Raw genomic sequence first — 14,606 nt, 5'->3', positions numbered from 1 at the left:
AATCAGTGCGTACCGCCGTGAGGCGGCTTGTCGCCAAACAGATCCAGAATGCCTTTTTTCTCGGCATCGGTGGTCGGTGCTGGCGCCGGGTGGGTGCCTTCGCCGGTTTCAGGCCCTAACTCGCGGACACCCGTGCCGGATGTGTACTCTTCGTAAAACCACTCGCCACCAATATTGACCACCCCTTCAGGTGGCGTCGGCTCTTCGACGGGCGCATTGCGCAAGGCTGTGGCCATGAAATCAATCCAGACGGGCAGCGCCAAGCCACCACCGGTTTCTTTGTCCCCAAGTTTTCTGGGCTGGTCGTGGCCAATCCAGACCACCGCGACGTTGTGCGCGGTGTAGCCTGCGAACCATGCATCCATGGAGTCGTTGGTCGTGCCCGTTTTGCCGTAAAGATCGGGGCGTTTGAGGGTGGCTTGTGCCCGGGCAGCGGTGCCAGATCGCGTCACTTCCTGCAGCAAGCTGCTCATCACAAATGCATTGCGCGCATCAATGGTGCGCATGCTTTCGTCCAGAGGTGTCGGGCGGTAGCTGACCAGCGTGTGGCCCCGGTTGTCTGTGACTTTCAAGACCAACTGAGGGTTCACGCGATAGCCGCCGTTCGCAAACACGGCATAAGCCCCGGCCATCTGCAAGGGTGTCACGGAACCAGCCCCTAGTGCCATGGTCAGGTATGCAGGATGCTTGTCTGCATCGAAACCAAAACGAGTAATCCAGTCTTGCGCATATTTGGCGCCGACTGAGCGCAGCACGCGAATGGAAATCATGTTTTTGGACTTGGCCAAACCACGGCGCAGCGTCATGGGGCCCTCAAATTTGCCGTCGTAGTTTTTGGGCTCCCACGCTTGGCTGCCGGTCGTGCCGGCATCGAAGAACAGTGGGGCATCATTGACCACGGTGGCGGGTGTGAAGCCCTTTTCCAGCGCAGAGGAGTAAATGAAAGGCTTGAAGCTGGACCCAGGTTGTCTCCAAGCCTGAGTGACGTGGTTGAACTTGTTGCGGTCAAAGTCAAATCCGCCCACCAGTGCGCGAATGAGTCCAGTCTGAGGGTCCAAAGAAACAAAAGCCCCCTCAACTTGCGGCAGTTGAACCACCGACCAGCGGTCATCTTTGTCCTTCAGAACACGGATCACAGCACCTCGGCGAATCTGTTGCTTCGGTGTCGCCTTTTCGGTCAGGGCGTTGCCTACAAGTTTCAGGCCTTCCGCACCGATGATCAGCTGTTCTCCAGACTGAAGCACAGCAACCAGTTGCTTCGGTTCTGCGCGCGTGACGATGGCTGCGCGAATGTCTTCACTGTCCGGGTGATCCTCCAAGGCCTCAGCGATGCGAACATCCATTTGATGGGGATCATCCGGCAGGTCAACATAGGCCTCGGGGCCCCGCCAGGATTGACGGCGGTCGAAATCCAGCAAGCCTTTTCGAAGCGCCTTGTACGCAGCGACTTGTTCCGTCATGTTGACGGATGTGTAGGCATTGATGCCGCGGGTATAGGCATCGGCGCCGTATTGCTCGTGCATGAGCAGGCGTGCAGCCTCAGCGACATACGCTGCTTCAATGGCAATAGGGGCCTTGGTCCGATAGTGAAGGACTTCGGCCTTGGCTGCCTCTCGCTGTTCAGCGTTGATGAAGCCGTTCTCATACATGCGATCAATGATGTATTGCTGCCGGATCGTTGCGCGCTTCGGGTTTCGGACTGGGTTGTAGGCTGAGGGGGCCTTGGGTAGCCCCGCGAGCATGGCCGCCTCAGCCACGGAAATATCCTTGAGCGGCTTGCCAAAATAAGTGTCGCTGGCCGCTGCAAATCCATAGGCACGCTGTCCAAGGTAGATCTGATTCATGTACAACTCAAGAATCTGGTCCTTGCTGAGCAGGCTTTCGATCTTGAGCGCGAGCAGAATTTCGTAGATCTTGCGGGTGAAAGTTTTCTCCGTTGGGAGGTAGAAATTTCGCGCCACCTGCATCGTGATCGTCGATGCGCCCTGACTCCGTGACTCGCCGAAATTAGCCAAACCGGCGCGAATTACCCCCACGTAATCGACCCCACCGTGTTTATAAAAACGCGCGTCTTCGATCGCCAGTACGGCGTCGCGCATCACTTTGGGGATTTCTGCGATCGGCAAAAACTGGCGACGCTCTTCTCCGAACTCCCCGATCAGGACTTGCTCGCTGGAGTAGACACGTAGCGGCATCTTTGGCTGATAGTCGGCCAGGCCTGTCACCTCTGGCAGATTCGGGTACGCCACAGCCAAGCCAATCGCAGCCAGACACACGCCGGCAAAAACGCCGGCAATACCAAGCCCGCCCAGCACCAACACGGGTTTGATGATCCATGTCCACCACCATGCACGCTGGGCGCGCTGAGCGCGTTCGGGGGCAGGGGTGGGGGGGGATGCTTGTTGTTCAGAATCGCTCATGGGGAGGGCGGCAGGATGGTGCGGAGATTATAGAAACCTAAGCCCAGCCCCGTTTTGACCAGGGTACGCATAGACGTGTGGCACAAATGTCGCTCAATTGCAACTGTCTGTAAGGCGTGTGCAAGGCGCAACGAGCTTGGGATTTCTCCTGCATTAACGCCTTTCATTGTCAAAACCTTTGCTGATAGCATTGAAGTGGTTTATTAACTTTCCAGCGTCAGGGACGGCGCATGGAGGACGGTGTGAGCTTTCTTGACACGCTCTTGGGCCGCAAGCATCCGCCAATGATCGGACTGGATATCAGTTCATCGAGCGTGAAGCTGGTCGAATTGAGCCAGACTGCGTCTGGCGAATATGTATTGGATCGATTCGCTTCTGAGCCCTTCGAGAAGGGCTGGATCGCTGACGGCCAGATCGAAAAATTCGACGAAGTGGCTGAGGCTGTTCGCAAGGTCGTTGCCAAGAGTGGCGTGAAGACCAAGCAGGTCGCCATGGCGATGCCTCAGTCGGCAGTGATCACCAAAAAGATCATGCTGCCTGCAGGCTTGCGCGAAGAAGAGATGGAGATGCAAGTGGAGGCGGAAGCCAACCAGTACATCCCTTTCTCACTAGACGAGGTTTGTCTGGATTTCTGTGTCGCGGGGCCGAGCCCGACATCTGCCGGTGATGTCGAGGTGATGATTGCCGCCTCACGTAAGGATCGGGTTCAGGATAGACAGGCGTTGGCAGAAGCAGCTGGGCTGAAGCCTGCTGTATTGGACATCGAGTCTTATGCATCACGATTGGCTGTGCGTCGACTGGTGGAGACCTTGCCTGGCGAAGGGAAGGATGCGTTGATCGCGCTGTTCGAGATTGGTGCTGAGAACACCAGCTTGAAAGTGTTGCGAGACGACGAACTCTTGTACGACCGCGATCAGGCGTTTGGTGGCGCTCAATTGACGCAACTGATTTCTCGACAGTACGGTTTCTCGTTTGAGGAGGCAGAAGCCAAGAAGCTCAACGGCGATCTGCCAGAAGACTACCAGTCAACGATCCTGAGTCCATTTGTTGACAGCTTGTCTCAGGAAATCGGGCGTGCACTGCAGTACTTCTTTACCAGCACCCCCCACCACAAGGTTCATTACGTCATGCTGGCCGGTGGCACGGCAGCTTTGCCTGGCCTCAAGGACCGCGTGACAGAACTGACCGGGTTTGCTGCCATGGTAGTGAATCCATTCGAAGGCATGAAGCTTGGTTCTGCTGTGCGTGAGAGTAAGTTGCGTCGTGAGTCGCCGTCTTATCTAACCGCTTGTGGCTTGGCCATGCGGAGGTTCCTCGCATGATTTTGATTAACCTTCTGCCCCACCGCGAAGAAAAGCGTCGGCTGCGTAAGCAGGCCTTTTTTGTCGGGTTGGGCATTTCTGTTGTGGCAGGAGCAGTGATTGCTGCACTCTGGTACGGGGTCCAGCAGCAGATGATTTCCGCGCAGCAGGAGCGCAATGCGTTTTTGGTGGCGGCGAACAAGAAGTTGGACGAGGAAATCAAAGACGTTTCGACCTTGAAGGGTGAAATCGAGGCGTTGAAGGCTCGTCAGCGTGCTGTGGAAGATCTCCAGACTGACCGCAACATGCCTGTCTATTTGCTCAATGAGTTGGTGCGCCAGACGCCGGAAGGCATCTATCTGACGGCTGTCAAACAAGATGGGCAAAGCGTGATGGTTTCCGGGGTCGCTCAGTCCAACGAGCGAGTGTCGGAGTTTTTGCGGAACACGAACACCAATTCGGAGTGGCTGGAGCACCCGGAACTTCAAGAGATCAAAGCGCAGGTTTCCAATGCCAAGGATGCACGAGACAACAAGCGTCTGTTTGAGTTTTCCGTCAAGGTTGGACTCAAGCGGCCTCAGGATGTCTCGGCTGCGGCCTCTGCAGCAAGTGGCGCTGCCAAGCAGGTCCCAACGGCCTCTGCGCCCAAACCTGCTGCCCCTGCAGCGAGTCTGCCTTGAGGTTTGATATGGCTAATCCAAATTTGAATATCGACCTGAATGCTCTGTTTGAGCAAGCACAGTCTCAGTTTCAGGGGCTGAATCCCAACGAACCGGGGCAGTGGCCGATTCTTCCAAAGCTGGCCGCATTCTTGTTTGCTGCTTTGGCAGTGCTTGCCATAGCTTGGACTCTGTTGTTGTCGGGGCAGAGTGACGAGTTGCAATCCGAGCGAGACAAAGAGCCTCAACTGAAGGAGGAGTACCGCTCCAAGGTTGCTCAAGCCATCAACTTGGGCGAGTTGCGCAAGCAGCGGATTCAGGTTGAAGAGTACGTGAAACAACTGGAAAAGCAGTTGCCGGGTAAGGCCGAGATGGATGCGTTGCTCTCTGATATCAACCAGGCAGGGTTGGGGCGCGGCTTGGATTTCGATTTGTTCCGTCCGGGACAAGTGGTCGTCAAGGATTACTACGCCGAGTTGCCAATCTCGATCCGTGTCACGGGGCGGTATCACGACATCGGTGCTTTTACCGGCGATATCGCCAATCTGTCGCGCATCGTGACCTTGCATAACTTGCAGATCGCCAACATCAACGCGAAAGACACTTCCGGGCAGTTGTACATGGAGGCGACTGCGCGGACCTATCGCTACTTGGATCCAGCAGAGGTTGATGCGATGCGTTCGGACAAGGATAAGTCCAAGAAAGGGAACAAGAAATGATGCGTAAAGCTCATTGCGTTGCCTTGATTGCAGCGGTAACTCTGGGCGCCTGTAGTGGCGAGCAGGATGAGTTGCAGGCATGGATGGATCAGCAACGGCACGAGGCTCAGCCGACTGTGCAACCGTTGTCTCCACCGCAGAAGTTCCACCCTCAGGCGTATGCGGGCATGGAGGGCTCTGAGCCCTTCAGTACCCAAAAGCTGTCGGGCGCATTGCGCCAAGAGGCGCGACAACCCAACTCCGCCGTGGCTGCAGAGTTGAACCGTCGTAAGGAGCCTCTGGAGGCCTTCCCGCTCGACGCCATGACGATGGTTGGCAGTGTGGCGCGCAAGGGACTGCCTTACGCCTTGTTGAAGGTCGATAACTTGCTTTATCAGGTCAAGGTGGGGGACTACCTTGGGCAGAATTACGGGAAGATCCTGAAGATCACCGAAACTGAAATCTCATTGCGCGAGATCGTGCAAGACGCAGCAGGCGAATGGATCGAACGTCCAACCACCCTGCAGTTGCAGGAGGGTGGACGATGAAGACGAAGCTGGAGACTATGAATATGAAATCGTGGCGTGTTGCGATGACTGGCCTGTCTTTGGCCATGGTCTCGTCCCTGACTTGGGCTGCTGCCGCCATCGAAGCGATCACCAGCGGGCAGCAGGGCAATGGCGAGGTGATTCGCATTGAGTTGTCCGAGCCCCTGGCATCTGTGCCGGCAGGCTTCGTGGTGCAGACGCCTCCTCGTATCGCCATTGACTTGCCTGGCGTGAGCAGCAACCTGCCACGCAACATGGTTGAGGTCAACCAAGGTAATGTCCGAACGGTCAACGTCGCGCAAGGCGGCGATCGCACCCGTTTGGTGTTGAGCCTGAAGCAGGCAACGACTTACCGGGCTCAATTGCAGGGCAAGTCGCTTCTGTTGGTCCTTGATCCAGCATCGGGTACCGCGCCAGAAGCCGTTCAGCAAGTTGCTGCGGTGACAGCGAAGAAGCCAGTTAAAGAGGATACGGTTCACTTCGCCGAAAACAAGAATGTCAGCACGATGGCGCTGAAGGACTTGGATTTCCGTCGTGGACAAGATGGTTCGGGGCGCGTCGTTGTTGAATTGCCGAACAGTCAAGTGGGCGTGGATATCAAACAGCAGGGACAAAACCTGGTGGTGGAGTTCTTGCGCGCAAGCTTGCCTGAGCGTCTGAAGCGCCGTTTTGACGTGACCGATTTCGGAACGCCGGTGCAGACGGTGACGGCCGAACAAGCCGGCGAAAAGGTCAAGTTGCTAGTCTCGCCCAAGGGGGACTGGGAGCATTCTGCTTACCAGAGCGACAACCAGTTCGTCTTGGAGGTTCGACCTCGCAAGCAAGACCCCAACAAGCTGACGCAGGGGCCTGGCTATGCGGGCGAGAAACTGTCGTTGAACTTCCAGAACATCGAAGTTCGTGCTTTGCTGCAAGTCATCGCTGACTTCACCAACTTCAATGTGGTTACCAGCGATACCGTGACAGGTAACGTGACCTTGCGGCTCAAGGATGTGCCGTGGGATCAGGCGCTGGACATCATTCTTCAGGCAAAGGGCTTGGGCGTTCGCAAGTCCGGCAACGTGTTGTGGATTGCGCCGAAGGACGAGATCAACACCAAGGAAAAGCTTGATCTGGAGGCGAAGGCCCAAGTCGCGGCCTTGGAGCCGTTGCGTACACAGTCATTCCAGTTGAACTACACCAAGGCGGAAGACATCGCCAAGGGGCTGACGGGTGACAGCAGTGGGGGCAGTGCAGGGTCCAAAACCCGCATTCTGTCGCCACGCGGCACGGTGATTTATGAGACTCGTACGAATCAACTGTTCGTGAACGACATTCCATCGAAGTTGGAAGAAGTTCAGCAGATGATCTCGAAGATCGACATTCCTGTTCGTCAGGTGTTGATTGAGGCTCGGATTGTGGAGGCGACTGATACGTTTGGCCGCAATTTGGGCGTTAAGTTGGGGGCTGTTGACTTGCGTGGTCTCCGTGGCGGTACGCCTGGATTTGGTGTCGGTGGTGACAACCGCGTGGCGATCACCGGTACTTATCAAGGTGTCGGTGAACAAACCTTGCAAGCCACTCAGACTTCGGGCAGTTACACGCCTAACAGTTACTTTGTGAACTTGCCCGCGTCAGGTATCAATGGCTACACGGCGTCCTCCATTGCGCTGTCGTTGTTCGGTGCCAATTCCAACCGTTTCCTGAACTTGGAGTTGTCGGCACTGGAGGCGGATGGCAAAGGCAAGATCATCTCGAGTCCACGAGTGATCACGGCAGACCAAGTGAAGGCCTTGATTGAGCAAGGTACCGAGTTGCCCTATCAAACTGCGACCTCGTCTGGTGCGACAGCCATCGCCTTCCGCAAGGCGAACATGAAGTTGGAGGTGACACCACAGATCACTCCTGAGGGAAGTGTGATTCTGGATGTGGATGTGACCAAGGACAGCGTTGGCCAGATCACGACAGCGGGTTACGCCATTGACACCAAGCACGTTCAAACCCAGGTTTTGGTGGAGAACGGCGGCACGGTCGTGATCGGTGGTATTTTCATGCAGACGGAAAACAGCACGGAAACGAAGGTGCCGTTGTTGGGTGATATTCCAGTGTTGGGTAACCTGTTCAAGACTCGTTCGGCTTCGTCTGGTCGCTCTGAACTGTTGATCTTCCTGACACCCAAGGTGGTGTCGGACAAGGGTTCTCTGCGCTGATCTGAAGAACGACTAGATTCCTTTCTAGGGGAAAGCATGAGCTGGAAAAATTGGTTGATTTCGCTCGCTTCTGCGAGTTTGCTTGCCGCTTGTGGTGGCGGTGGTGGGGCGGGGACCTCTCCGTTTAATTCTGGCTCTTCGTCTGCGGCATCACTGCAGATCGAGTTGAGTGCGGCTTCGGTGCTGAATACTGACACCGCAGGTGTGACGGCTACCGTAACCGCGCTGAACTCTTCAGGCAAGACCGTTTCTGGTGTGGCGATCTCTTATGAGGTGACTGGTGGGATCTACACCCAGACGACTTCGACGACTGACACGGCGGGGCAGAATACTGCCGTCATCAAGTTGGGCTCCAATAAGTCCAACCGGACGATTACGATCAAGGCAACCGACGGCAAAAATTCTGCTGTGGCTTACCTGTCTGTGACCGGGGCGAAGTTGAGTGCAATGGCTAGCTCGGCAGTTGTGTCCCCCGGTGCAAGTTCCAGTGTGATCTTCCGACTGTTAGACGCGCAGTCCAACGCGATGACGGGGCAAACGGTCGAGGTCGTGACGTCTGCCGGTGGTACAGCAACGGGTGCGACCAATAGCAGTGGTGAATACACATTCCCCTATACTGCTCCGTCAACGAACGGCACCTTCACGGTCACTGCTACGGCTGCGGGTGCAACTGTTTCTCAGGATGTATTGGTGCAGGCCTCTGGAACCACAATCCCAGACTCTGCGGCGCCGGCTTCTGCAACCATGGATATCAATCCGACGGTGGTAACCGTCAACTCCTCTAGTTCGACGAGTAACTCCGCTGTTGTCCGCGCCCTGTTTAAAGGTGCATCCAACAACGCCTTGGCAAACGTACGAGTCAAGTTTGATTTGGCAGGAGATCCAAACTCAGTTGGTGGCTCTTTCAGTGTGAACAACGTTTACACCGATGCCAACGGATATGCCACGACTTCGTATATTCCTGGCTCTATCCCAAGCCCGACTAATGGGGTCACAATTCGGGCCTGTTATTCAACCACTGGCGTGCCCGCTGATGTCGTGTGCGGAGGAGCCAACGCAGTATCCAGTACATTGACTGTCACGTCGCAGGCGGTGTCGGTGACCATCGGTAGCGACGAGAACGTCTATACCGATACGGATTTGGTTTACTACCGGCGATTTGTGGTCCAAGTGGTGGATGCCGCTGGGCGCGCAATGTCTGGTGTCACCATTACGCCCCAACTGGACCTGCTGATGTACGGTAAGGGTTACTTTTATGGTGACCAGTACGCTAACCGTAATGCGTACATCTGCACGAACGAAGACGCTAACCGCAATGCGACGTTGGATTCCGGTGAGGACCTCAATCACGATTTGCAACTCGCCCCCCGTAAGGCGGACGTGGCTGTCGCGTTTGATTCATCGAGTTCTACTGGTAAGACAGATGCCAATGGGCGTGTGTTGCTGAAGGTGACCTACCCACGCAGCTCTGCCTCTTGGGTCAAGTATTCGTTGAATGTGGCTGGCTCTGTTGATGGCAGTGAAGGAAGAACCTCCTGGATCGAATGGGCGCCGTTTCCTGCTGCGGCTTTGACGGCAGATGGCGCTCCCGCTTTTGTAACCAGCCCCTATGGTGTGGTTTATCAAAGCGTCACCCTGACGTCGGCTCAGACCATGCCCGATGGAACGGTGATCGCATCGGGTACCACGCTGACACCTTGCCAGAATCCAGTTCCTCCTAACGAAGTGACTGCGCCTTAACGTGGTGATCTCTCTCGTCGGCCTCCCCGGCGGTGGTAAATCCACCGTTGGGCGGCAACTGGCCAAACGCATCGGGGCGAGGTTCCTCGACTCCGATGCGGTTCTGGAAGAACGGATCGGCATGCCGATCCGTTCGTATTTCGAGCAGTTTGGCGAAACGTCCTTCCGCGACCTGGAGCAACGCGTCATTGACGAGTTGACTCAGTATGCAGATGGGCCGTTGATCATGGCAACCGGTGGCGGGGCAGTGCTTCGCCCGGTCAACCGTGAGCATCTGCGTGATCGAACCACGGTGATTTATTTGCGTTCTTCACCGGACGAGTTGTTCCGCCGGTTGCGGCATGACACGCAACGTCCGTTGCTGCAGGTTGCCGATCCGCTGGCCAAATTGCGTGAGCTGTACGACCAGCGCCATCCTCTGTACGAGGAGGTCGCACATTACACGGTCGATACCGGGCGGCCCACGGTGGCCACCTTGGTGAACATGATCATCATGCAGCTGGAGGTGGAGGGCAAACTCCCGCCATCACCCATGGCAGACAGACCCGCATCCGCATGAATGACAAAGGGGCCTCATTACTGAGGCCCCTTTTTTCTTGGGGATACTGAATAGCGTGGATCAGTCCAGCTTCAGTTTCTGGAGATAGTCGCGGAACCAGCCACCGACTTGTGGGTGGGTCAAGGCCAGTTCCACGTTAGCTTCGAGGAAGCCTTCCTTGCTGCCACAGTCGTAGCGTTTGCCTTCGTAGCGGTAGGCGTAGACCTTTTCACTGGCGAGCAGGCCGGCAATGCCGTCGGTCAACTGGATTTCGTTGCCCACGCCGCGTGGCTGGATGCGAATCTGCTCGAAGACGGCCGGGGTGAGGATGTAGCGCCCCGCGACACCCAGACGCGATGGTGCCACCTCGGGAGCCGGTTTCTCGACGATGCGGGTGACATCCATGATGTGGTCGTTGACCATGGTGCCAGCCACGATGCCATAGCGTTTGGTTTGCTCAGCCGGGACCTCTTGCACAGCCAACACCGAACCGTGCAGTTGCTCAAACTGTTCGACCATTTGTTTGAGGATGGGTTGTTCGCCCACCATCAGGTCGTCGGCCAGCAGCACGGCAAAGGGCTCTCCACGCACCAGGCGCTCACCGCACAGCACGGCGTGTCCCAAGCCCAGGCTCTTGGGTTGGCGCACAAACACGCACTCCATGTCGGCGGGCTTGATGGATTGGACCAGCTTGAGCAAGTCGTTTTTGCCTGCTTGCTCGAGCTCGTACTCCAGTTCGAAGGCCGTGTCGAAATGGTCTTCGATGGGGCGCTTGTGGCGACCGGTGACGAAGATCATTTCGCGGATGCCGGCGTTGTAGGCTTCCTCGACCGCGTACTGGATCAAGGGCTTGTCAACGACCGGCAGCATTTCCTTGGGCTGTGCTTTGGTCGCGGGCAGAAAACGGGTGCCCAGTCCGGCCACCGGAAAGATGGCCTTGGTGATGATGCTCATGGGTACAGCGATCGAGCGGGGATCAGCCCAGACGTTGGAATTGTTGCTTCACACGCTCCAGCGTGGCAGTGAAGTCAGCCACGCGGGCCTTCTCTTGCTCCACGACGGCGGCGGGGGCGCGGGCCACGAAGCTTTCGTTGGACAGCTTGCCCTGGGCCTTGGTGATTTCACCCTCAAGACGGGCGATTTCCTTGCCCAAGCGGACCTTTTCGGCTTCCACATCGATCTCGACGTGCAGCGCCAGGCGTGCATCGCCTTGCACGGCAACGGGGGCCATGGCCGTGGCGGCAGCAAACGCGGCTTCGTCCAGCACCTTGACTTCACTGAGCTTGCCCAAGGCCTTGACAATGGCCGAGGCTTGTTCGATGAAGGCTGCGTCGCCGGTGGTCAGCAAAGGCACCCGTTCTGCAGGAGACAGGTTCATTTCGCCACGCAGGTTACGGGCGGTGCCCACGAGGGCTTTGAGCTTGGCCATCCAGGCGTCGGACTCGGCGCACACCTTGCTCAGGTCGGCCTGCGGGTAGGCTGCGACCACGATGGTGTCGTCAGAATCGGCAGCCTTACGGCCGGCCACAGGCGCCACCACTTGCCACAGCTCTTCGGTGATGAAGGGGGTGATGGGGTGCAGCAGGCGCAGCACGGTTTCCAGCACGCGGATCAGAGTGCGACGGGTGGCGCGGGCGGCCGCTTCGTTGCCGCTGTCCTTGGCGGCATTGAGTTGCGCCTTGGCGATTTCGATGTACCAGTCGCAGTACTCATCCCAGACGAACTGGTAGATGGCATTGGCGACGTTGTCCAGACGGAACTCGGCAAAGCCTTGTTCGACGGCAGCTTCGACACGTTGCAACTCGGACACGATCCAGCGATCGGCTGGGCTGAAGTCCAGATAGCCGGTGGCGGCGCATTGGCCGGGTTGCTTGTCGAGGTTCAGGCCGCAGTCCTGGCCTTCGGTGTTCATCAGCACGAACTTGGTGGCGTTCCACAGCTTGTTGCAGAAGTTGCGGTAGCCCTCGCAGCGCTTGGAGTCGAAGTTCACCGCACGCCCCAGGCTGGCCAGTGCCGCAAAGGTGAAGCGCAGCGCATCGGCGCCATAGCCAGGAATGCCTTCGGGGAATTCCTTTTCAGTGGCTTTACGCACCTTGGGCGCGGTCTCGGGCTTGCGCAGGCCGGTGGTGCGCTTGTCCAGCAGCGGGGCCAGCGCAATGCCGTCGATCAGGTCAACGGGGTCCAGCACATTGCCTTCGGACTTCGACATCTTGTTGCCTTGGGCATCGCGCACCAGGCCGTGGATGTAGACGTGTTTGAAAGGCACCTTGCCGGTGAAGTGCTTGGTCATCATGATCATCCGGGCCACCCAGAAGAAGATGATGTCGTAGCCGGTAACCAGCACGGACGAAGGCAGGAACAGGTCCATTTCCTGGGTCTGCTCGGGCCAGCCCAGGGTAGAGAAGGGCACCAGTGCCGACGAGTACCAGGTGTCGAGCACGTCTTCGTCGCGGGTCAGTTCGCCTTCGTAGCCAGCGGCCTTGGCGCGGGTGCGGGCTTCGTCTTCGTTACGGGCGACGAAGATCTCACCATTGCTGCCGTACCAGGCCGGGATCTGATGGCCCCACCACAGCTGACGGCTGATGCACCAGTCCTGGATGTTCTTCATCCACTGGTTGTAGGTGTTGACCCAGTTCTCGGGGACGAACTTCACGTCGCCCGATTCCACGGCTTCAATGGCCTGCTCGGCAATCGACTTGCCTTGTGCGCCTGGCTTGGTCATGGCGACGAACCACTGGTCGGTCAACATGGGCTCGATGATCTGGCCGGTGCGGGCGCAGCGGGGCACCATCAGCTTGTGCTTCTTGACTTCGACCAGCAGGCCTTCGGCTTCGAGTTGGGCCACCAGGGCCTTGCGGGCCACGAAGCGGTCCAGGCCACGGTAGGCCTCGGGGATTTCGGTCAGATGGGACACCACCTTCGCTTCGAGCGTGAAGATGGTGATCATGGGCAGGTTGTGGCGTTGGCCGACCTGATAGTCGTTGGTGTCGTGCGCGGGGGTGACCTTCACGACGCCAGTGCCAAATTCCTTGTCGACGTGTTCGTCAGCGATCACAGGGACCAGGCGACCGGTGATAGGCAGCTTGACCAGCTTGCCGATCAAGTGCTGGTAGCGTTCGTCTTCGGGGTGGACCATGACGGCGGTGTCGCCCAGCATGGTCTCGGGACGGGTGGTGGCCACGACCAGGGTCTCATCGCTACCTTCGATGGGATAGCGGATGTGCCACATCGAGCCGTCTTCTTCCTCGCTTTCGACTTCGAGGTCAGACACGGCGGATTTCAGGATCGGGTCCCAGCTGACCAGGCGCTTGCCGCGGTAGATCAGACCTTCTTCGTACAGGCGCACGAAGGTTTCGGACACGACCTTGGACAGCTTGTCGTCCATGGTGAAGTACTCGTGCTCCCACGAGACCGAGTCACCCATGCGGCGCATCTGTTGCGTGATGGTCGAGCCCGATTGCTCTTTCCATTCCCAGATCTTGGCGACGAAGTTCTTGCGGCCCAGGTCATGACGGGTCTGGCCCTTTTCCTGCAACTGGCGCTCCACCACGATCTGTGTGGCGATGCCGGCGTGGTCGGTGCCAGGAATCCACAGCGTGTTGTGGCCCTTCATGCGGTGGTAGCGCGTCAACGAGTCCATGATGGTCTGGTTGAAGGCGTGGCCCATGTGCAGGGTGCCGGTCACGTTGGGAGGCGGCAGCTGGATGCAGAAAGAGGGCTTGGACTCGTCGAGCGTGGGCTTGTACAGCCCACGTTGCTCCCACTGGGGGCCGTATTTGGCTTCAATGGGGCCGGGTTCGAAAGATTTGGCGAGTTCGGTCATGGTGTGGGGGCGCTCTGCGCGCAAATGCTGGCACTGACAAATCAGCGGCAAACCGCGATTTTAGTTGGTGCCTGCGTGCTTGGGGCTCATTCGGTGGATGAAGGGCTTTTCTGCGATGGATCAAGCATGTTGACCTTTCTGGTGTTGCTGTCATGATCCAGTCTTGGCTGGAAGGTCAAAGTGGTCCTACGATCAAAGTGACCGCTGTGAGACGGTCTGTTTTCAGGAGTCACGCATGTACGAACATTTGCTGGTGCCCGTGGATGGCAGCGAGTTGTCCAACAAAGCGATTGAGCACAGCATTGGTTTGGCCAAGATGCTGGGCGCATCGATCACGGGGTTCACGGCCGAGCCGCCATTGCCGGTGCTGGTGGTGGAGCAGGCTGCCGTGGCGTATGACGTCGCCACGTTTCAAGATCACGAAAAGCGCTGCGAAGCGCATGCTCGCGAGCTTTTGTTGGCTTTTGCAGAAAAGGCCAAAGCAGCCGGTGTGCCGTTTGATGGGCAGTTTGTGATCACCGACAACATCCAGCAATCGATTGTGGATGTGGCGGCCAAGCAGGGTTGTGATTTGATCGTCATGGCCTCACATGGTCGTCATGGGCTGGATGCCTTGATTCACGGTTCGTTGACCAAGAGCGTGCTGGCGCACAGCCAGGTGCCGCTGTTGGTCTTGCATTGATCGACGAT

11 protein-coding genes are annotated in these 14,606 nt (G+C 57.5%); 8 read left to right on the top strand and 3 right to left on the bottom strand.

The features are described 5' to 3' along the window. Positions 1–2: 2 nt before the first annotated feature. On the bottom strand, positions 3–2,420 hold the full coding sequence (locus tag ACOYNB_RS06385; RefSeq protein WP_422838284.1) for a penicillin-binding protein 1A: 2,418 nt from the start codon (positions 2,418–2,420) through the stop codon (positions 3–5). Positions 2,421–2,704: 284 nt separating this feature from the next. Here ACOYNB_RS06385 and ACOYNB_RS06380 point away from each other — a divergent pair, with 284 nt between their 5' ends. The 7 genes from ACOYNB_RS06380 to ACOYNB_RS06350 are packed head-to-tail and all read left to right on the top strand — an operon-like array spanning position 2,705 to position 10,114. Continuing rightward, complete coding sequence (locus ACOYNB_RS06380; protein WP_422838352.1) at positions 2,705–3,742, top strand: pilus assembly protein PilM; 1,038 nt, start codon at positions 2,705–2,707, stop codon at positions 3,740–3,742. Then, positions 3,739–4,401, top strand: a complete 663-nt coding sequence (locus ACOYNB_RS06375) for a PilN domain-containing protein (protein ID WP_422838283.1) — start codon at positions 3,739–3,741, stop codon at positions 4,399–4,401. The genes ACOYNB_RS06380 and ACOYNB_RS06375 overlap by 4 nt, the downstream gene beginning before the upstream one ends. An 8-nt stretch (positions 4,402–4,409) precedes the next feature. Continuing rightward, positions 4,410–5,099, top strand: a complete 690-nt coding sequence (locus tag ACOYNB_RS06370) for a type 4a pilus biogenesis protein PilO (protein WP_422838351.1) — start codon at positions 4,410–4,412, stop codon at positions 5,097–5,099. Then, positions 5,099–5,626, top strand: coding sequence for a pilus assembly protein PilP (locus tag ACOYNB_RS06365; RefSeq protein ID WP_422838350.1), 528 nt, complete (start codon positions 5,099–5,101; stop codon positions 5,624–5,626). The genes ACOYNB_RS06370 and ACOYNB_RS06365 overlap by 1 nt, the downstream gene beginning before the upstream one ends. A gap of 23 nt (positions 5,627–5,649) precedes the next feature. Beyond that, on the top strand, positions 5,650–7,815 hold the full coding sequence (gene pilQ, locus ACOYNB_RS06360; protein ID WP_422838282.1) for a type IV pilus secretin PilQ: 2,166 nt from the start codon (positions 5,650–5,652) through the stop codon (positions 7,813–7,815). A gap of 36 nt (positions 7,816–7,851) precedes the next feature. Then, positions 7,852–9,555, top strand: coding sequence for an invasin domain 3-containing protein (locus tag ACOYNB_RS06355; protein WP_422838281.1), 1,704 nt, complete (start codon positions 7,852–7,854; stop codon positions 9,553–9,555). A 1-nt stretch (position 9,556) separates the two neighbouring features. After that, entirely contained in the window at positions 9,557–10,114 is a 558-nt protein-coding gene (locus tag ACOYNB_RS06350; protein ID WP_422838280.1) for a shikimate kinase, read from the top strand. Positions 10,115–10,174: 60 nt separating this feature from the next. Here the strand turns inward: ACOYNB_RS06350 and galU are convergent, their stop codons facing one another. Together galU and ACOYNB_RS06340 are read right to left on the bottom strand one after the other, a co-directional pair. Beyond that, complete coding sequence (gene galU, locus ACOYNB_RS06345) at positions 10,175–11,047, bottom strand: UTP--glucose-1-phosphate uridylyltransferase GalU (protein WP_422838279.1); 873 nt, start codon at positions 11,045–11,047, stop codon at positions 10,175–10,177. 22 nt (positions 11,048–11,069) lie between these two features. Continuing rightward, positions 11,070–13,916, bottom strand: coding sequence for a valine--tRNA ligase (locus ACOYNB_RS06340; RefSeq protein WP_422838278.1), 2,847 nt, complete (start codon positions 13,914–13,916; stop codon positions 11,070–11,072). Positions 13,917–14,151: 235 nt separating this feature from the next. Between ACOYNB_RS06340 and ACOYNB_RS06335 the strand changes: the two genes are divergently transcribed. Then, positions 14,152–14,598: a universal stress protein gene (locus tag ACOYNB_RS06335; protein WP_420816348.1), complete on the top strand. Its 447-nt coding sequence runs from the start codon at positions 14,152–14,154 to the stop codon at positions 14,596–14,598. The last annotated feature ends 8 nt before the right edge of the window (positions 14,599–14,606 follow it).

This window comes from Aquabacterium sp. (assembly GCF_049317225.1).
Classification (GTDB): domain Bacteria; phylum Pseudomonadota; class Gammaproteobacteria; order Burkholderiales; family Burkholderiaceae_C; genus Aquabacterium.
The sequence above is the reverse complement of the archived record's forward strand: the minus strand, read 5'-3'. Positions and strand labels throughout refer to the sequence as shown.